A 21037-nucleotide genomic window follows, 5' to 3' on the forward strand; every position below is an offset into this window, starting at 1 on the left:
GCCTTCGTTCAAATAAATTTTGCGTAAGCGCATAGCAACCGGGGTTATCTCGATGTACTCATCGGCCTGGATGTACTCCATAGCTTCTTCTAAACTGAATTTGATAGCCGGGGCAATACGTACGTTGGTATCGCTACCTGATGCACGCATGTTGGTTAATTGCTTGCCTTTGGTTAAGTTGATAACCAAATCGTTATCGCGGATGTGCTCGCCTAAGATCTGACCTTCGTAGATATCTGCTCCCGGATCGATGTGGAAACGACCACGATCCTGTAATTTATCAATAGCGAAAGCAGTGGTTTTACCAGTATCCATTGATACCAATACACCATTTAAACGACCAGGGATAGTACCTTTCCATGGCTCATATGCTTTAAAGCGGTGAGCCATGATAGCCTCGCCACCTGTTGCTGTTAATACGTTGTTACGTAAACCGATGATACCACGTGCCGGGATATCAAATTCTAAGTGTTGTAAATCGCCTTTAGGCTCCATTACCAACAAATCGCCTTTACGTTGTGTTACCAACTCAATTACTTTACCAGCAACGTCGCCCGGTACATCAACAATGAGGGTTTCAACCGGCTCACATTTAACCCCGTCAATTTCTTTAACGATAACCTGTGGCTGACCAACCTGCAACTCATATCCTTCGCGACGCATGGTCTCGATCAATACAGATAAATGGAGAATACCACGACCATACACCAGGTATGAATCAGGCGATTCGGTTTCAACAACCTTAAGCGCCAGGTTTTTTTCCATCTCTTTGTACAAACGGTCACGTAAGTGGCGTGAAGTAACAAATTTACCTTCTTTACCAAAGAAAGGTGAAGTGTTGATGGTGAACAACATGTTCATTGTTGGCTCATCAATTTTGATAACCGCAAGTTGTTCTGGTTTTTCAAAATCAGCGATAGTATCACCAATATCGAAACCTTCGATACCAACTACAGCGCAGATATCGCCCGAACCAACTTCTGTTGCACGTACTTTACCTAAACCTTCAAAAGTATAAAGTTCTTTAATTCTTGATTTTTGGATAGTACCATCGCGTTTTACCAAAGAAACCGGTTGGTTTTCTTTAATAGTACCACGAGCTACACGACCGATAGCGATACGACCTACGAATGAAGAATAATCCAAAGAGGTGATCTGCATTTGTAAAGTACCTTCTTCTATAGGTGCAGGAGGGATGTTAGCTAATATAGCATCCATCAACGGGAAAATATCTTCTGTAGGTTGTTTCCAGTCGGTGCTCATCCAGCCTTGTTTTGATGAACCGTAGATAACCGGGAAATCCAGTTGATCTTCAGTAGCTTCAAGGTTGAAGAATAATTCAAATATTTGTTCGTAAACTTCTTCAGGGCGACAGTTTTCTTTATCTACCTTGTTTACAACCACAATAGGTTTTAAGCCTAAAGCCAAAGCCTTTTGGGTTACAAAACGAGTTTGAGGCATAGCGCCTTCAAAAGCATCGCAAAGTAATAATACACCATCAGCCATTTTCAATACACGCTCAACCTCACCACCAAAATCGGCGTGACCAGGAGTATCAATAATGTTGATTTTAACGTCTTTATACATTACTGAAACGTTTTTTGATACGATGGTAATACCTCGCTCACGTTCCAGGTCATTGTTATCCAATATCAATTCACCAGTTTCCTGACCATCCCTAAAAATGGCGCAACTGTGTAAAATTTTATCAACCAAAGTGGTTTTACCGTGGTCAACGTGTGCGATAATCGCAATGTTTCTTATTTTTTGCATGAAAAATGCTCTTCTAATTTTGGCGCAAAGGTAACGTTAATATATGAGATTATAAAACGTTGTCAAGTTATCCATGAAGATTTATACAATTCTATTACTAAAGGGTGGTGTAGAAGCTATCAAAACCGATGGTATGACAAGATGTTGCTATATATCCCCATCCATTGTCAATGAATTTGTTGGAACATTAAAATAAACGAGAATAATATTACTACTAAACCATCCGTGCCAACCAGAAATCCACGAAGAGGTAAATATCTGTTTATATTTATGAGGATCTTTCCGAAAATCAATTAGCTGAATTAGTATCACCCTCTCACCGGTTGGAGTAATAACACCTATATATTGCCTGTCGTAGAAAATCCAATTCTGCTGCCAGTTCAAACAAAATTTAGCTGATATCTTAGAAATAGCTCTTTTCTGCTCTTCAGATATTACACGTTTTACGGTGTCGTTTTCAGGCCAAAATAAGTTTATCCAATGTTTTTCATTTGCCGCACAATATTGATAGTTAATCTCTTTATCTACTTTTTTGATCAATGTTGAATCAGGAGTAAAAAAAGCTATGTTTTTACCCCGACCATTTCTTCCAAATATTTGCTTAGCATACTCCGCCGGGAAAATCACGCCTCTGGAATGAGTCGAATGGATGCTGCAAATGCTTTTTTGAAAATTGCTGTCTATTTTAGCAATATATGAACCGCCTCCTTTAATAGAGTCAATTCTTTTGCTATGAAATAACTTGCAACTGGCGAATGATAGTAGAAGTATGAAAAAGGTAAAGACTCGCAGCATAAATTATTTTTTAATCTTATGATGCGCTATCTTTCTATTTTCCATAAGCCCAACTCAAAAACTTACCCATTACCCTACCCCAGGTTTCGGCATTGTGATTGCCACCAACCACCTCTACATATTGAATGTCCTCTGGGCGTGAATAGCCTTTTGCTTCCAGTTCTTTAATCAAATCGATGGTGTCATCAATGGCATCAATAATACCGTTCTTATTCCTATCGCTGGTTTCGTCTTTAGTACCGGTTTGCAGCCAAAATTTCAAATCTGGCTTACCAACTGTTTCTCGTACCAAAGCGTGTGCTATTCTATCATTATCGGTATATCCTTTAGCGAGGTCTTTGCTTCTCCACCAAAACGACCCCGAGAATACGCCTACCTTATCAAATATATCCGCATTGTTCCAGCCAATATCAAAGGCCGACAATCCGCCTAAAGAAAAACCTGCAAAAGCGGCACTTTCAAATTCGTTGATGCCCGTATAATTTTTAACCTGCGGCAACAGTTCGGTGATGATGAATTGAGTATAAATATCAGCCATTGCACCACGGTCTTTAAAATCTGGCCTGCCTGCAACACCGTATTCCTGCAGGCGGTCTTCACCGGCATGTATGGCTACAATCAACACTGGCTTTAGGCGATTACTGTTGTATAACTGCTCCAGCGTTTGGCTCAATCCAAGACTTTCAAGCTCCTGGCCGTCGTTCAGTAACAGCAGGCTTAAAGGCCCTGCAATTTCCTGTTCATCGGGCATTAAAATGGTACAAAATACCTCCCTTTTTAGTAACCCGGAGTTTATAGTTATTATTTTTTCAGTAATCGTCATCTCTGTTTCAGCCCAGCCCAAATACATTCTATGTTAAATTTAAAGGGTGCAAAAGTACGCTATGTTTTTTATTTATTAAGCTAACGTATTAATTTATCAGTTAGTTGCCATTTTCAGTTAAACCACTTAACTTACATCTCTGAAAACATAAACCGACCATTTTGACAGAAAAATATCACCGCTGGTACTCGCCAAACTTAAACTTACACGTTGAAATGCTGGTGTTCGGCGATAAGGGATTTCCTGTTATTCTCTTCCCCACAACTAAAGGTCGTTTTCATCAAAACAAGGATTTTGGCTTGATAGATAGCGTAAAATGGTTTGTAGATGAAGGACTGGTAAAAATTTATTGCCCCGATACGCTTGATGACCGCACCTGGTATGACAAGGGCATTCACCCTGCCGACCGCGCCCGCAATTACAGCTGGTACGATAAAATGCTGGTAAACGAACTTGCACCCTGGGCCATGCATGAAACCGGCGTAAATAAAGTGGCTATGGCCGGTTGCAGCTTCGGCGGTTATCATGCCGCCAACTTCGCTTTTAAACATCCCGAAAAAGTGGCACATTTATTCACCATGGGCGGCGCATTTGATATTAAAATGTTTACCGATGGGTTTTACAACGATGATATTTTTTATAACAACCCGGTAGATTACCTGCCGGGCAGCGACCGGAGCGAATTATGGGAGATGAATATCATCCTCGGCACATCCGAGCGGGACATCTGCAAAGATTATAATATTCAGCTATCAAACATTTTAAACAAAAAAGGCATTAACCATTGGCTGGATATTCGCCCAAATGCCAATCACGACTGGCCGATATGGAAAGAAATGTTTCCGCATTATTTATCCACGATAAAATAGAATCAAGAAACAAGAGTCAGGAATCAAGACAAAAGACAACATCTACATAAAACAAAACACCGGGCACCGGCAACTCGCAACCGGTTACCGAAAAACTAACACTATGAAAAAAATAGGCATCTTATTCGGACAGGAAAATTCATTCCCGCAGGCATTTGTGGATAGGATAAACCAAAAAGCTGAGAAAAACATTTCGGCAGAATTTGTACGCATTGATAAAGTTATACAGGCCGAACCACTGGATTACGCCGTGATCGTCGACCGGATCTCTCAGAATGTTCCCTTCTATCGTGCGGCATTAAAAAACGCGGCTATTTGTGGTACGGCCGTTATCAACAACCCTTTTTGGTGGAGCGCCGACGAAAAATTTTTCAACAACGCCCTTGCTGTAAAAATTGGCATTCCGGTTCCAAAAACCGTAATTCTGCCCTCAAAGGATCTGCCCGATGATACTACCGACAAATCGTTCCGTAACCTGGCCTACCCGTTGCACTGGGAAGGAATCTTTGACTACGTTGGATTCCCGGCCTACATGAAACCTTTTGATGGAGGTGGTTGGAAAGAAGTTTATAGATTAGAAAATAAGGAAGATTTTTTTGCCAAATACAACAAAACTAAGCAGTATGTGATGATGCTGCAGGAGGAGGTTGTTTTTGACGATTACTTCCGTTGCTATTGCATTGGTGGCAAACATGTGCGCATTATGCAGTACGAGCCACGTAACCCGCATCACCTGCGTTATGAACACGGCAAGGCACCTGCGTCTAAAAAATTATTGGAAACGATTAAGGATTATGTGATTAAGCTTAACCAGTTTTTAGGCTACGATTTTAACACTGTTGAGTTTGCTATCCGCGATGGCATCCCATACGCTATTGATTTTTGCAACCCTGCACCCGATGCCGAAGTGACCAGTGTAGGCCAGGAAAACTTTGAATGGGTAGTTGAAACTGCTGCTGATTACGCCATTGAACGCGCCAAAAAACAAAAAGACGGGTTGGATAACCTTACTTGGGGCGAATATGTAAAAACATCAGCAGCTAAAACGCCGTTAGTAAGTGTAAAAGCCAAACCTGTTAAGGCAGATGTAACTGTTACCGCAGTTGACCATCCTATTGAAGCAGAGGGAGAAGTAAAAAAGGAGAAGGTGGTAAAAGCGAAAAAAGTAGAAGAACCGAAGAAAGCCAAAAAATAAACGAATGTCATTTCGAACGAGGTACGAGGAGAAATCTTATACTGTTTGCTAATCCGACTATGTAAATGGCGGGCCAGGCGTAGAAGATTTCTCCTCACGCCCGGGCTCAAAGCCAGCCCCAGTTCGTTCGAAATGACAACTTGTTTATTAACAATTATATCCTGTTGCCTGTGTCCTCACAGGCAACTATTATGATCGCCTGTGAGGACACAGACGATAGGTAAAAATATAACCTAACCAATTATGAACAAGTTTACCTTAGGTGTTGAAGAAGAATTTATGGTGATTGACCCTGTTACCAGGGAGCTAAAATCGCATGAGCAAAAAATTGTGGATAGCGCGCAAAAGATCCATGAAGACCAGGTGAAGGCCGAAATGCACCAGGCCGTAGTAGAAGTGGGTACCCACATTTGTAAAAATACCCAGGAAGCCCGCAAGGAAGTAGGTAAACTGCGTTCCACCGTTGCACAACTGGCTGGTGATATCGGTTTGCGGATTGGCGCAGCGGGAACGCACCCGTTCTCGCACTGGCAGCACCAGTTGATAACCGATCACCCACGTTATTTCGAAATAGTGGATGAAATGCAGGATGCTGCACGCTCAAATCTTATTTTTGGGCTCCATGTTCACGTGGGCATCCAATCGCGGGATATGGCCATTCATATCGCCAACCAGGTGAGGTATTTTTTACCGCACGTTTACGCGCTATCAACCAATTCGCCTTTTTGGGAAGGCCGCAATACCGGGTTTAAATCATTCCGGACAAAGGTATTTGATAAATTTCCACGTACCGGCATTCCCGATTACTTCAGCAGCATTGAGGAGTATGATAATTACATCAAGCTGTTGGTAAAAACCAATTGCATTGATAATGCCAAAAAAATCTGGTGGGATATCCGGGTACATCCGTTTTTCGAAACCATTGAATTCCGCATTTGCGATTGCCCCATGCTGGTTGATGAAACCATTGCTTTTACAGCACTTTTCCAGGCTTTGTGCGCCAAACTTTATAAGCTGAGGCAGCAAAATATGAAATTTATTACCTACTCTCGCGCACTCATAAACGAAAATAAATGGCGTGCCGCGCGTTATGGTATCGATGGTAAAATGATCGACTTTGGTAAAGAAATGGAAGTAAATACACGGTCGTTGGTATTGGAACTACTTGATTTTGTTGATGATGTAGTTGACGAGCTTGGCTCGCGCGATGACCTGCAATACGTGCATAAAATACTGGAACACGGCACAGGCGCCGACAGGCAGTTGGCCGTTTACCAGCAAAATAATAACTTTGAAGACGTGGTTGATTATATTACCTCGCAAACTTTAAAGGGGTTGTAGCCTCCCAATCGCCTCTCTTAAAGGAAAAGGGGCTAAAAAAATCTTTTATAGTTACATAAAAGATTTGCCAGGCAAGGTTGAACAATAAGACATATGACAGCAAAACCGGAAATAAAAGTAGCCATACTTGATCTGTACAATGGGATAGCAAACGAGGGTATGCGCGGTTTCCAGGATATTTTAAACAGGTATAAGGCACAACACGATTTAAATATTACTTACAAAATTTTTGATGTTCGCAGAGGTTGCGAAGTACCCGGACTTGATTTTGATATCTATATTTCGAGCGGTGGCCCAGGTAGTCCGCTGGACGAAGGAACGGAGTGGGAAAAAAAATTCTTCAGGCTGACAGACAGATTGGAAGATCATAACCTATCCAATACAACAGATAAAAAACATGGCCTGTTTGTTTGCCATTCCTTCCAGCTGATGTGCCGTAAGTACGAATTGGGCGATATCAATACCCGTCGTTCCCCCTCATTTGGGGTATTACCCGTACATAAAACTGAACAAGGCTTTAACGAGTCTGTTTTTGAAGGCCTCGCCGAACCATTCTATGCCGTGGATTCGCGTAGCTGGCAGGTGATAAACCCCAACCAAAACCGGTTTAAGGAATTAAACATGCAATTGGTAGCCATTGAAAAAGAGCGTCCTCATATTGATTTGCCCAGGGCTTTGATGGCTATCCGTTTTAATGAGTACTTTTTTTCGACCCAGTTTCACCCCGAAGCTGATGCCAACGGAATGCGAAACCTGCTGTTAAAAGACGAAAAGAAACAAGAAGTGATCAACGAGCACGGCGATGTAAAATACAAAGAAATGCTGCAGCACCTTGCCGATCCCGATAAGATAACCCATACGCAAAAAACCCTGATCCCGAATTTTTTAGATCAGGCTGTGCTGAGCTTACAGGGGGTAATGTAGGGGTATACTATCACTCCCATTTGTCATCCTGAACATAGTGAAGGATCTCATTAACCAACAAAGCCGCAACCTTACAGGGTCGCGGCTTTGTTATTATATAGATAATTACTCCTTAGTTACTTTTGCCATCCTTATTATCCGGATTAAATAACTTCGCTTTGTCAACCTTTTCAACCACCATGCCATCGGCCAGTGTTTTTGATATGGCTGCATACGGAGCCGATACAACTTCATCGCCACTTTTAAGGCCACTTAGTACCTGGATGTAGGTATCATTCTGAATACCGGTAGTTACCTGTACTTGTTTAAGCTTGTTGCCGTTCAACACAAAAACATATTCTTTTGATGGTTGTGTTAACTGCGGTTTGCTTTTATCATCGTCTTTCTTTGGCGGGCCATTCTGTTCTTTTTTCTCCTCGCGGGTTGTAACCGATTGAATTGGCACCGATAATGATTTAACCTGGTTGGTATTAATATCAACAGTAGCTGTTAATCCCGGGCGGAAAGGTGAAGGGTTATCGGCAGTCTTTTTAAGCAAAGCCACATATGATGCAGCATTGATACGCACCTTAACCGTGAAGTTAGTTACCTGATCGGCAGTTGTACCAACTACGTTGGCCGAGCTTCCTATTTCAGAAACTACCCCCGTAAACTTTTTGCCTAAAAACGCGTCGATCTCGATATTGGATGAATCCCCTAAAGAGATGCGGTTAATATCGTTTTCATTCACATCCACGTTCACATCCATTTTGCTCAGATCAGATATGGTCATGATCTCGGTACCTGCAAACTGCTGGGTTCCTAAAACACGCTCGCCCAATTCAATTGATAGCTTTGATACCACGCCATCAACCGGAGAGTAAATGGTTGTTTTGGCCAGGTTATCCTGCGCTTCTTTAACCGATGCTGATGATTGCGCCAAACCATATTGAGAACCTATAACATTTTGTTTTGCTGCTTCAAGGGATGCTTTTGCACCTTCAAAAGCCGCTTTAGCGTTTTCATACTCTGATACGGTAAGTACCTTATTTTTATAAAGTTCCTGGCTGCGTTTAAAAATACCGGCCTGGTTGTTAAAAGTTGCCTCGGCTTGTTTCAACATCTGGCCAGAGTTACCCACACTTGCCTTTTGGGTATTGTATGATGCAATGGCACGATCATAACCAGACTTTAAAATGTCTGGGCGGATTTTACATAGCAACTGGCCTTTTTTAACCACGTCGCCTTCCTTTATAGGCAGTTCAACTACCTCGCCAGATACTTCCGGGCTTATCTTAACTTCAATATGTGGTTTTATTTTACCACTGGCAGATACCGTTTCATTAATTTCACGTACATCGGCTTTTTCGGTAGCAACCTGTGTTAAAGGAGGTTTACCAATTAAGCCGGTCGCTTTAGCTATGATCAGCAGAACGACCAGAGCGCCAAGCCCTATCAGAATATATTTAGTAGTTTTTCCCATGATTATGAGTTTGGATATTTACGGTTTTAGATTTTTTTATTTATAATGATATCGGTTTGCCAAGATAGTAATCAATCACTTTTGCCCTAAACACAACCATATATTGTGCGTTGATCATATCAAACTGCGATTTATTAAGGTTGGTTAAAGAGGTATTATAGTCAAGCGAGTTTACCAAACCAACATTATAGCGCTGCTGGGTAATATTAAAAGCCTCTTTATTAGCCTGGTACGTTTGCGTATATGACAGGTATGATTTTTCGGCAGCTTTTACATCCAATACGGCCTGGTAAATAATCTTGCTCAGGTTGTTGCGGGCCAGCTGTGTGGTTAACCTTGCACTTTCGTATTGAATTTTTGCTTTACGTACTGATGTACGTGCACTAAAACGGTTGAATATAGGGATCTGTAAACTAACCCCTGCCGATTGATTAAAGTTATCGCTAAGCTGTTTAAAAAACGGATACTTATTATATACCGGGGCAACATTAGGTAATGTTGCGGGTTGGTTGCGGTTACCATTAACAAAGCCGATGGTATCTACCCTGCCTGTAGGTGTAACGCCGCCAAATAAAGTACGTGCATCAGAATAGTTTGAACCCAATTGCCCAAATAATACCAGGCTTGGGTAATAATTACCCTGGGCTATTTTAATTCCCTGTTGGGTAGCTTTTTCCCTTTGCTCTGCCAACAGCAGATCAGGGTTAACCAATTGAGCGGTCTTTAAAACTTCCTCCGCATTATATAATGTTTGAATGTCGGTTAGCTTACTGATATCCGGTTTCTCAACAACTATATTTTCCTGCGGGCCCATTTCCATATATTGCTTTAACGTGAGCAATGAAATTTCATAGGCATTTTGGGCATTGGTATAGTTCAGGTCTGCAGTAGATACAGTAGCTTTAGCCTGAGACAGGTCCGCCAGTGTTTGGTTGCCAACATCAAAGTTTTTTTGAGCCCTGTCTAAAGTTATTTTCGATACATCAATTTGCTGTTGAGCGGCTACTACCAAATCCTGGTTGGTTAATACCTGCAAATAAGTAGTAACCACGTTTAAAATAAGATCGTTCCTTACTTTTGCTGTCGCTGTTTTATCCGCATCCAATAATAACTTGTTCTGAATTATGGTATTGCGCAGTTGCCCACCCTGGAACAAGGTTACCTGGCTTTGTATTGTACCATTTAAGGCAAAAATACGCTGGTTAATAAACTGGTTGGTTGAAGGGTCAATATTACGGCCAAAGTTAAATGAAGCTTGAGGGCCTGCCGTAAGGTTTGGCAACTGGTTATATTTTGATTGTTTTAAGGTTTCACCATCCAAAGCCTCGGTAAATTGCGATTGCTTGATGTTAAGGTTGCGCTCCAAAGCCAGGTTTACTGCTTTTTGCAAGGATATCACTTCCTGCGCCTTAGCCCTGAAGCTTAGCGACGAAAACAGTATGGTGCAAATAACAGTTGCTTTAAGTGATAATAGTAATTTTGGTTTCATAAGGTTTTTCTATACAATGGTAAGCAACTGTTTACTACATTGCAATGTTGATTTCTATATATCGGAAAATTTAACATTTATTTTTTTTATTGATATGTACCTGGTTAAAACTCCATGGCTGTTAAAAAAGCTCTATCCCGAACTAATTTGGAACGTAAACCAAAGCAACCGTTGCATTTATCTCACTTTTGACGATGGACCTATACCTATTGTTACACCCTTTGTATTAAATATTTTAAAACAATATGAGGCCAAAGGCACATTCTTTTGCATTGGCGATAATGTGGGCAAGCATCCGGATATTTTTGAGCAGGTTGTAAAAGATGGTCATGCCATAGGCAACCATACCTATAATCACCTCAAAGGATGGAAAACAGATAACAAAACCTACCTCGATAATTTTTTACTCACCGATAAATTATTGGATACCGATCTTTTTCGGCCGCCATATGGGCGCATTAAAAAACAGCAGGTGAAAGATTTGAAAGCAGCACGCCCCAATGTCAAGATCATTATGTGGAACGTGTTAAGCGGCGATTTCGACATCAACTTAAAACCCGAAGATTGCCTTAAAAATGTATTGAAACATACCCAAGCCGGATCAGTAGTAGTTTTTCATGATAGTTTGAAGGCTTTTGACAGGCTGGAATATGTTTTGCCAAGGGCGATGGAGATTTGGAGTAAAGCGGGATATAGTTTTAACGCCCTAATCCCTAAAGAATTTATTTAATTGTGGGTTCAAAATTCTTCCGGCAACGATTGCGTAGTTTTAATTGACCATATTCTTTTTTTGTTGTTCAGTAGTAATTAATCTTGTCAGCGGTATAAAATTATTCGATCAATTTATTGATTGACAGAATAATTACGCCATCATAGCCTAAAAAGTAACATACTTAAACCACAATGAAAAAGACAATCCTTCCAATTTTGTTCATGCTCATCGTTTCTGCTGCATTAGCACAGGAAACTGCTATTAAATACCTGTCGGGTACGGATAAAGATCATACCGTGCAATGGGATTTCTTTTGTACCGGCGGACGAAACAGCAATAAATGGACAAAAATTAACGTCCCCTCTAACTGGGAACTGCAGGGTTTTGGCACATACAACTACGGGCACGATAAAGTTAAAGCTAACGAACAGGGATTATATAAGCACGAATTTACTGCGGGTAACTGGAAGGATAAGAAAATATTTATTGTTTTTGAAGGCTCGATGACTGATACCAAAGTGATGGTTAATGGCAAACAAGCCGGGCCGGTACACCAGGGCAGTTTTTATCGCTTCAAATACGATATCACCGAATTGATAAAACCCAATGCGCAAAACCTGCTCGAGGTTACTGTTGATAAAACATCGGCAAACTCATCTGTAAATGATGCAGAACGCCGGAACAGTGATTTCTGGGTTTTTGGAGGCATTTACCGGCCTGTTTACCTGGAAGTTGTACCAGCCACTTTTATTGAAAGGCTTGCCGTAAATGCCAAGGCCGATGGTTCATTTCAGCTTGACGTATATCCGCAAAACTTAAAAGGCGACGAAACTATTGAAGCCCAGGTACAAAAGCTAAATGGCGAAAATTCAGGTAAACCATTTGCTATTAAAGCAAACACCACTAATGAACACCTGGAGCTGAAATCGAACTTTAGCAAGCCCTTATTATGGAGCGCCGAATTTCCTAATTTGTACCAGGTTATAGTGGCCATAAAAAATAAACAGGGGGTTATTCACCGGGTTAAGCAAAAGTTTGGTTTCCGCACGGTTGAGTTAAGGGCTAATGACGCGCTTTATGTAAATGGCGCCAAAATAATGATGAAAGGCAGCAATCGCCACAGTTTCTGGCCTGAAAGCGGTCGTACTTTAAGTCATAATGTTCATTTAATGGATGTTAAGCTAATGAAGGAGATGAACATGAACGCGGTACGTATGTCGCACTATCCGCCTGACGCGGATTTTTTGGATGTGTGCGATTCATTAGGCCTGTATGTGCTGGATGAACTAACCGGCTGGCAAGCTAAATATGATACTATAGCAGGCCGTAAATTAGTTAAAGAACTGGTAGTAAGAGATGTAAACCACCCTTCAATCCTTTTTTGGGATAATGGCAACGAGGGCGGCTGGAACCGCGGATTAGATAACGACTATGCCTTATACGATCCTCAAAAACGTACCGTGATACACCCATGGGAAAAGTTTAACGGCACCGATACCAAACATTACCCCGATTACAATTACATTGTTAACGCGGTGGCTACCGGGCAGGAAGTTTTTTTCCCTACAGAATTTATGCACGGCCTTTACGACGGCGGAGCGGCAGCCGGACTGGATGATTTTTGGAGCCTCATGGTGAAACACCCTCATGGCGGCGGTGGCTTTATATGGGCGCTTTTGGATGAAGCTGTTATCCGTACAGATAAAAACAACACCTATGATTCTGATGGGAACCACGCCCCCGATGGCATTGTAGGGCCGCACCGCGAAAAGGAAGGCAGCTTTTATGCCATTAAAGAGATCTGGTCGCCGGTTTATATAAACCCACAGCCTGTTAACGCAAACTTCAACGGGAAAATTCCTGTCGAAAACAGGTATTCCTTTACTAACCTTAACCAATGCTCATTTAAATGGAAACTGGTTAAATTTCCATCGGCACATGATAAAACTACGGCAGCCATTGTAAATGCAACCGGCTTACTTGCAGCACCCGATCTTAAGCCAGGCGAAAAAGGGTTATTAAATTTAGCCTTACCAACATCGTGGTCAAAAAGCGATGCGCTTTATCTTACCGCTTACGGGCCGGATAAAAAAGAAATATTTACATGGAGCTCGGCAATCACCATTCCGGCAACTATCGCCGGTAAAATTGCGTCAACGCCTGTTAAATCAGCAATAAAAACAGACGAAACAGATCAATCCCTTCGTGTACATTGCGATGGCATAAGCTATTATTTTGATAAGGGTACCGGATATATTCAAAAGGTTGTTAAACCTGCGGGCACTATCTCATTATCTGGCGGACCGGTTTTGGCAGGCGTAAATACCAGCTTAAAACTGTTTACGCACAAAGCCGTTAACAAACAATATATTATCGAAGCCGACTACCAGGGCGGGGGAGCATTACACATAAAATGGACATTCACCCCCGGCCGTCCTGTTAAACTGGAATATCAACATGCCCAGCAGGGTGATGCTGATTTTACCGGGATCACATTCAATTATCCCGAAGAGAAAATTACCGGCATGAAATGGCTTGGCCAGGGACCTTACCGGGTTTGGAAAAACAGGCTGAAAGGGCAACAGTTTGGCGTTTGGCATAAAGCTTATAATAACGCTATTACGGGTGAAACCTGGGGATACCCCGAGTTTAAAGGTTACCATGCCGAAGTTAACTGGGTAGTGATAGAAAATAAAGAATCACCGTTCACTGTTTACACAGCAGATAAAAACATGTACCTGCAAATGCTGCACCCGGCCAGGGAAAAAGATGCACTTAGCAACAATAACGTTGAGCCCGCTTTTCCCGAGGGTAGTATCGGGTTTTTAAATACCATAAGCCCTATTGGCACCAAGTTTCAGGCGGCAAAAGTAATGGGGCCACAAAGTCAAACGAATCATATCAGCGGCGAACCGGTAAATGGCACGCTCTGGTTTGATTTTACGCGTTGATCATAACCAAAACATTAAACCAATCAATACAAATAAAACCCTATGAAAAAACATCTTCCTTTAACCGCCCTATTATGTTTGGGCATTGCGGTATGCGTATTGCCGTCCTATGTTTTACACGAAATAAAGCCGGTTAAAAAAAGCGACGAGCCATCCCTCATTACGTTAAAAGTACAGCCCATTGCCGATAAATTGTACTCGCCAACAGCCCTAACATTTCCTGGCAATGGCGATATCTGGGTAACCGAGCAACCCGGAAAAATACGGGTAATAAAAAATGGAAAGTTAATTGAAGAGCCTTTGCTTGACCTCAGGAGCAAAATGCTAAAAGTAAATAAAGGATATGAAGAGCGCGGATTGTTAGGGATTTGCCTGCACCCGCAATTTAAATCCAATAAAAAATTCTATGTTTTTTACAGCGCGGCGTCAAGCCAGGCATCAGATCATAAGGATGTTATAGCCGAATATAAGCTGTCGCCAAATTCAAACCAGGTTGACCCTAACAGCGGCAGGATCATACTCTCAGCCGAGAAACCAGCCGGAAATCATGATGGCGGCTGTATACAGTTTGGCAAAGATGGTTATTTGTACATCTCATTTGGGGATGGTGGCGGCCAGGGTGATAAGCATGGCGACTTTGGGAACGGGCAAAGTATCAATACCTGGCTTGGCAAAATCCTGAGGGTTGATGTTAATACCGCATCTGGATACGTAGTACCCAAAACCAATCCTTTTGTTGACCGAAAAGATGCAAAGCCAGAAATATGGGCGTATGGTTTCCGTAATCCCTATCGGTTTTCTTTTGATAAGGCATCCGGGCAATTGTTTGCCGGTGATGTAGGTCAGGATTTATGGGAAGAAGTTGATATTGTTACAAAGGGCGCCAATTACGGCTGGAGGCTGATGGAAGGAACGCATTGCTACAATCCAGCCAGCGGTTGTGATATTAAGGGTATTACCATGCCAATTACCGAATATAGCCATACGGAAGGCATATCTGTTATAGGTGGCTATGTTTATAACGGAGCGCAGTTGCCGGTTTTAAAAAGCAAATACGTGTTTGCCGATTGGGTAGGAAAAATATTTTATTTACAAAAAGCAGGTACTAAATGGCTACGTGGTAAAATCACTTTGCAAAACATCCCCGCCAACTCAAAAATATTAGGATTTGGCGAAGACCCTGCAGGCGAAGTGTATGTACTTACCAATGCTGATACCGGGCCGGAAAATGCAAATGGAGGCATTTATAAGCTGGTGAAAAACTAAACAGGGAAGCAACTTATTTAGAATTTCTCCAAATAACATTTACCCAATTGACTAACAGCTTTTAGTTGTAATTTTTGTAAATTCGCCGCACTACGCTCCTATCAAGGGGTTTAGTGTCAATTCTTTTACTTTTCACCTAAAAATCAAATACAAATGGCTTTTGATTTAGATATGATCAAAAAAGTTTACGACCGCTACAGCACCCGTGTGGATGCTGCCCGTAAAGCGACTGGTAAACATTTAACTTTAACCGAAAAAATACTATACGCCCACCTTTCTGAAGGCGATGCCCAAAAAGCATTTGGCCGTGGTGTTGACTATGTTGACTTTGCTCCAGACCGTGTAGCCATGCAGGATGCAACGGCGCAAATGGCTTTATTGCAGTTTATGCAAGCTGGCCGTCCGCAGGTTGCTGTACCATCTACCGTACATTGCGATCACCTTATACAAGCAAAAGTTGGCGCAGTTGAAGATTTACATACAGCTATCGATATCAACCGTGAAGTTTATGATTTCCTGGCTTCGGTATCAGATAAATATGGTATTGGTTTCTGGAAAGCAGGAGCCGGTATTATTCACCAGGTTGTTCTTGAAAACTACGCCTTCCCGGGTGGTATGATGATCGGTACCGATTCACATACACCAAACGCGGGTGGTTTAGGTATGATAGCCATTGGTGTTGGTGGCGCCGATGCCTGTGACGTTATGGCCGGCTTACCTTGGGAGCTTAAATTCCCTAAGCTTATCGGTGTTAAATTAACCGGTAAATTATCTGGCTGGACATCAGCTAAAGACGTTATTTTGAAAGTAGCAGGTATCCTTACTGTAAAAGGTGGTACCGGTGCTGTTGTTGAATATTTTGGTGAAGGTGCACGTTCACTTTCTGCAACAGGTAAAGGCACCATCTGTAACATGGGTGCCGAAATTGGTGCAACCACTTCTGTATTTGGTTACGATGAAAAAATCGCGACCTACTTAAGCGGAACAAAACGCGCTGATATTGCCGAGCTTGCAAACGCCGTTGCTGAGCACTTAACCGGCGACGATGAAGTTTACGCAAACCCTGAGCAATATTTTGACCAGGTTATCGAGATCAACCTATCTGAGCTGGAACCACACATTAATGGCCCTTTTACACCAGATCTGGCCTGGCCTATCTCTAAATTTGCTACCGCGGTTAAAGAAAACAACTGGCCTGCAAAATTAGAAGTTGGTTTGATAGGTTCTTGTACCAACTCATCTTACGAAGATATCACCCGTTCTGCATCTATTGCAAAACAGGCTATTGATAAACACCTTACTACCAAGGCAGAGTTTACCATTACACCAGGATCAGAACTGGTACGTTACACAGTTGAACGTGATGGTTACCTGGATACATTTACCCAAATGGGCGGTGTTGTATTGGCTAACGCCTGCGGACCATGTATTGGTCAATGGGCACGTCATACAGACGATCCTACGCGTAAAAACTCTATCATCACATCGTTTAACCGTAACTTCGCAAAACGCCAGGATGGTAACCCTAATACCCACGCTTTTGTAGCATCGCCAGAGATTGTAACAGCTTTGGCTATTGCAGGTGATTTAACGTTTAACCCGCTTACTGATACTTTAACCAACCTTAACGGCGAACAAGTTAAACTTGACGAACCATTGGGTATTGAAATGCCGGTTAAAGGTTATGCAGTTGAAGATGCCGGCTACCAGGCCCCTGCCGAAGATGGCAGCCAGGTGCAGGTATTAGTTGATCCAAAATCAGCGCGTTTACAATTATTGGAGCCGTTTACCGCATGGGAAGGTACCGATATTAAAGGCTTGAAATTGCTGATTAAAGCAAAAGGCAAATGTACTACCGATCATATCTCTATGGCTGGTCCTTGGTTAAAGTTCCGCGGTCACCTGGATAACATATCAAACAATATGCTGATTGGTGCTATCAACTACTTTAACAACACTGCAGATAGCGTTAAAAATGAATTAACCGGCGAATACGGACCGGTACCAGCTACCCAACGCGATTACAAAGCAAATGGCATTGGTTCAATAGTAGTAGGCGACGAAAACTATGGCGAAGGTTCTTCACGTGAGCACGCGGCCATGGAGCCACGTCACTTGGGTGTACGTGCCATACTGGTAAAATCATTTGCCCGTATCCACGAAACCAACCTGAAGAAACAAGGTATGCTGGGTATCACCTTTGCAGATAACAATGACTACGATAAGATCCAGGAAGACGATGTGATTGACATCAATGGCTTAACAACATTTGCCCCGGGCAAACAGTTAACCGTAGTATTAAACCATAAAGACGGTTCTGTTGATTCATTCGCGGTAAACCATACTTATAACGCTCAGCAAATTGAGTGGTTTAAAGCAGGTGGCGCATTGAACATCATCCGTAAACAAATGGCATCTTAATTTCGGATATCGGATTTTCGATTTCGGATTTATATAATTTTTAAGCCTCCCTTTTCGGGAGGCTTTTTTGTTTGCAATTAACAATGGTTAATTTAATTTTCTTCTGTTTATCTTGTATATTGTAATCAATGGGATTATTTGATATGTTTAAAAAGAAAGAACCGACCTTTGAAGCTTTGCTAAAAAAGAGTGCCTTCGAACCTGCATATCGAATAGACATTTATGCAAGAATACTCTCTGAAAAATTCTTTGTATTGACCGAAGAAGGTATGTTTCCGCAAGGCTCATTTATTACAAACGGCAACACAAAGGCCCAGGTTCGAACATTAAACAACGGTAGTGTACCGGTCTTTACTTCGACGGACAGAATTTTTGATAGGGGAATAATTAAGACAGAGGTTTGTTTTTTAGAACTCGAGGGGAAAGATCTGTTAAAGATGCTGATTGGAAAAACACTGATCATTAACCCATATTCCGATTTCGCAAAAGAAATTCTCCCTTCAGAGATTGAACAAATATTAGATGGGAGTATTTTAACGTAAAACCAACTTAAGCTCGTTATGATGAGTGCTCATATGGAATAGCGTTTATAATACGATGGAAGAATAATGAAATATTCTTCATAACCCAAACGATGCCATCGCGAAACCAAGCTAAGCGTCCCTTATAAACGAGTGCAAGAAGATTGTAATATCACTTTTACACAATATTCAGTAAACCACCCGGCTGTATCTTAGTCTAACTAATCTAAACAATCGGGCTATGAAAAATCACTATTCATTTACTGCAGGTATTTGCTTATTGCTATCTTCCTGTGCTGTTCCTATTACTTATTTTGGCGATAGACTGAGCCCTACAACATCTGTAGAAATCTATTATTCTACCCATGATGTTAAAAGGGAATACAAGGTTATAGGCCATTTAACCTGCGAAAATTACCCGAAGCAGGAAGCTGTAAAGCAAAGACTATCAGAATACGCCAAAACCGTTGGTGCAGATGCCGTAGTTATTTTAGGCACCGATGCCACCAAGAATAACCAGGCCGCTATAGTAAATGCCGATGCGTTGAAGTATACAGATAAATAATACAGTTTATTAAACTATGTGCTCTCCCCCTTTATCGACTGTATTGACACATCTTTTGATTCTTGTCAATTAATAAAACGGATTGTCATTTCGAGCGAACCAGAGGAGGAATTGAGCGCTGGGGGTGAGGAGAAATCTTATATAAGCGACAAGCGAACATGCAGGTCGTATAAGATTTCTCCTCCCCCCTTCTTTTTCCCCACGCCTGTTCGGTCGAAATGACATTTTCTTTCATTAAAAAGCTATCTACTCACAGTAGTCCCTTTCAAGCATTTAAAGCCCCTTCACCACCCTCTTCAACACCAACAGATTTTGCCCGTTTAAACTATAACCCGAGATATTATTCTGATATAAATTCACCAGCTTATCATAATACAATACCACTACCGGCGATTGCTCCATTACCAGGTTATCCATTTGCTGGTACAGCGCGTAGCGGGCCGAATCATTTTTTACATGGTAAGTTTGTTCAAACAACGTATCAAACTTTTTATTGTTAAAGCCGGTGTAATTAGGCCCGTACGGAATTTTGTTTTTGGAGTAAAAAACCGACAGGTAGTTTTCACCATCCGGGTAATCGGCTATCCATTGGCCGTAAAAAAAGTTGATGCCGTTTTTGGATACTAACTCACGCAAACTGGCGCCCTGCGTAATTTCAACACTGGTTTTAATGCCGATCCTATCCAGCTGACCTTGCACATACTCTATCAGGCTGCGATAGCCAACAGTGGTGGCTAACGATATTTCGGGCAAGTTTTTACCATCTGGAAAACCGGCGTCTGCCAATAGCCTCCGCGCTTTTTCCGGATCGTAGGAATACCCTTTAACACATTTACCATCAAAGCCAGGCATGCCCTGCGGTATAAAGCCCGAGTACCCAGGTGTGCCCATGCTATTGCGCAAATACTTGATCATCTTTTGCCTGTCGATAGCATAGTTTATAGCCTGCCGCACTTTCAATATTTTCAAGGGCGATTTTTTCACAATGGCCAGGTTACTATCCACCAGGATCCCCAGGTACATGGTGTTCAAATACGGCGCTGTATTCAGAATAAACTTGCCCTTATATTTTTGCGTTATCTTGCCCGATTTGGTAAGAATATCATCCCGGTAGCTGCCATCAATATCATTCAAAAAGTCGAGCTTTTTTTTCACAAACTCCAAAAAGGAGGTTTGCTTATCGGCAATAAAAGTAGCCCTTACAGCATCCAGGTATGGTAGCCGTTTACCCCTTTTATCAAACTCCCAATACTTATCATTTTTAAGCAGTACCAGCACTTCACCCTCTTTCCAATACTTCAGTTTAAAAGGACCTGTACCTATCGGGTGACTTCTGAAATCCTTCCCATAAAACTCCACCACCTCTTTTGGCACTACAGAGCAATATTGGGCCGTAAGCATACTCAAAAATGGCGCGAAGGGCTGTTTAAGCTTTATTAAGAACGTGCTATCATCAGGGGCCGAGAATGCGCGCTTATCATCCACCTTATCACTAAAGATCCAGGAACCGGACGAAGCCACTTTTGGATCAATCAACCGGCCAAAGCTGTACACAAAATCTGCCGCTACAGCTTTACGCCCGATGCCATTTGCAAAATGCGGATCGTCATGAAAATAAACATCATTGCGCAGGTGAAATGTGTAAAGTAAACCATCGGCAGATACCTGCCAGTTTTTGGCAATGCAGGGAGTAACTTTTAAACTATCATTAATCTGTACCAGACCGTTAAAAACCTGGTTATCCATCCAAATGGTATAATGATTTCTGCAAAAAGCCGGGTCGAGCGAGGTGAGACCTTCCTCCAGGTTAATATTAAAAACTGCCTTGCCCGAATTGGTAGATTTTGTAAAGCAAGCCGAAAGCTGAAACATCAGCACCAATAGCAGCAATACAACCAATTTATTCATCAAAAGCTAATGTAATAATTAT

16 protein-coding genes are annotated in these 21037 nt (G+C 41.9%); 10 read left to right on the forward strand and 6 right to left on the reverse strand.

Annotation, left to right across the window (positions count from 1 at the left end):
* From typA to Q0R88_RS24010, 3 genes are all read right to left on the reverse strand, one after another.
* The coding region (gene typA / locus Q0R88_RS24000; protein WP_295720963.1) for a translational GTPase TypA at window positions 1–1773 on the reverse strand (1773 nt) is incomplete at its 3' end.
* A 147-nt stretch (window positions 1774–1920) separates the two neighbouring features.
* Window positions 1921–2568 carry a hypothetical protein gene (locus Q0R88_RS24005; RefSeq protein WP_295720964.1) on the reverse strand — a complete coding sequence of 216 codons (648 nt, stop codon included), beginning with the start codon at window positions 2566–2568 and terminating at the stop codon, window positions 1921–1923.
* A gap of 34 nt (window positions 2569–2602) precedes the next feature.
* Window positions 2603–3391: an alpha/beta hydrolase-fold protein gene (locus Q0R88_RS24010; RefSeq protein WP_295720965.1), complete on the reverse strand. Its 789-nt coding sequence runs from the start codon at window positions 3389–3391 to the stop codon at window positions 2603–2605.
* Between the two features lie 161 nt (window positions 3392–3552).
* Here Q0R88_RS24010 and Q0R88_RS24015 point away from each other — a divergent pair, with 161 nt between their 5' ends.
* From Q0R88_RS24015 to Q0R88_RS24030, 4 genes are all read left to right on the forward strand, one after another.
* Window positions 3553–4260, forward strand: coding sequence for an alpha/beta fold hydrolase (locus tag Q0R88_RS24015; RefSeq protein WP_295720966.1), 708 nt, complete (start codon window positions 3553–3555; stop codon window positions 4258–4260).
* A 103-nt stretch (window positions 4261–4363) separates the two neighbouring features.
* On the forward strand, window positions 4364–5455 hold the full coding sequence (locus Q0R88_RS24020; RefSeq protein WP_295720967.1) for a hypothetical protein: 1092 nt from the start codon (window positions 4364–4366) through the stop codon (window positions 5453–5455).
* A gap of 243 nt (window positions 5456–5698) precedes the next feature.
* Window positions 5699–6796: a carboxylate-amine ligase gene (locus Q0R88_RS24025; RefSeq protein ID WP_295720968.1), complete on the forward strand. Its 1098-nt coding sequence runs from the start codon at window positions 5699–5701 to the stop codon at window positions 6794–6796.
* 93 nt (window positions 6797–6889) lie between these two features.
* Complete coding sequence (locus Q0R88_RS24030; RefSeq protein ID WP_295720969.1) at window positions 6890–7720, forward strand: GMP synthase; 831 nt, start codon at window positions 6890–6892, stop codon at window positions 7718–7720.
* A gap of 112 nt (window positions 7721–7832) precedes the next feature.
* Here Q0R88_RS24030 and Q0R88_RS24035 read toward each other — a convergent pair whose 3' ends face one another.
* Window positions 7833–9182 (reverse strand): efflux RND transporter periplasmic adaptor subunit, encoded by a 1350-nt coding sequence (locus tag Q0R88_RS24035; protein WP_295720970.1) that lies wholly within the window; start codon window positions 9180–9182, stop codon window positions 7833–7835.
* 40 nt (window positions 9183–9222) lie between these two features.
* Window positions 9223–10671: a TolC family protein gene (locus Q0R88_RS24040; RefSeq protein ID WP_295720971.1), complete on the reverse strand. Its 1449-nt coding sequence runs from the start codon at window positions 10669–10671 to the stop codon at window positions 9223–9225.
* A gap of 94 nt (window positions 10672–10765) precedes the next feature.
* Here Q0R88_RS24040 and Q0R88_RS24045 point away from each other — a divergent pair, with 94 nt between their 5' ends.
* From Q0R88_RS24045 to Q0R88_RS24070, 6 genes are all read left to right on the forward strand, one after another.
* Window positions 10766–11401, forward strand: a complete 636-nt coding sequence (locus Q0R88_RS24045) for a polysaccharide deacetylase family protein (RefSeq protein WP_295720972.1) — start codon at window positions 10766–10768, stop codon at window positions 11399–11401.
* Between the two features lie 173 nt (window positions 11402–11574).
* Entirely contained in the window at window positions 11575–14334 is a 2760-nt protein-coding gene (locus Q0R88_RS24050) for a glycoside hydrolase family 2 TIM barrel-domain containing protein (RefSeq protein ID WP_295720973.1), read from the forward strand.
* Between the two features lie 42 nt (window positions 14335–14376).
* Complete coding sequence (locus tag Q0R88_RS24055) at window positions 14377–15600, forward strand: PQQ-dependent sugar dehydrogenase (protein WP_295720974.1); 1224 nt, start codon at window positions 14377–14379, stop codon at window positions 15598–15600.
* A gap of 153 nt (window positions 15601–15753) precedes the next feature.
* Complete coding sequence (locus Q0R88_RS24060; protein ID WP_295720975.1) at window positions 15754–18021, forward strand: aconitate hydratase; 2268 nt, start codon at window positions 15754–15756, stop codon at window positions 18019–18021.
* Window positions 18022–18149: 128 nt separating this feature from the next.
* Window positions 18150–18563, forward strand: coding sequence for an SseB family protein (locus Q0R88_RS24065; RefSeq protein WP_295720976.1), 414 nt, complete (start codon window positions 18150–18152; stop codon window positions 18561–18563).
* Between the two features lie 220 nt (window positions 18564–18783).
* Window positions 18784–19107 carry a hypothetical protein gene (locus Q0R88_RS24070; RefSeq protein ID WP_295720977.1) on the forward strand — a complete coding sequence of 108 codons (324 nt, stop codon included), beginning with the start codon at window positions 18784–18786 and terminating at the stop codon, window positions 19105–19107.
* A 273-nt stretch (window positions 19108–19380) separates the two neighbouring features.
* Here Q0R88_RS24070 and Q0R88_RS24075 read toward each other — a convergent pair whose 3' ends face one another.
* Window positions 19381–21015 carry an ABC transporter substrate-binding protein gene (locus Q0R88_RS24075; RefSeq protein WP_295720978.1) on the reverse strand — a complete coding sequence of 545 codons (1635 nt, stop codon included), beginning with the start codon at window positions 21013–21015 and terminating at the stop codon, window positions 19381–19383.
* Window positions 21016–21037: the final 22 nt, after the last annotated feature.

It is taken from the genome of Mucilaginibacter sp., assembly GCF_025362475.1.
Lineage (GTDB): Bacteria > Bacteroidota > Bacteroidia > Sphingobacteriales > Sphingobacteriaceae > Mucilaginibacter.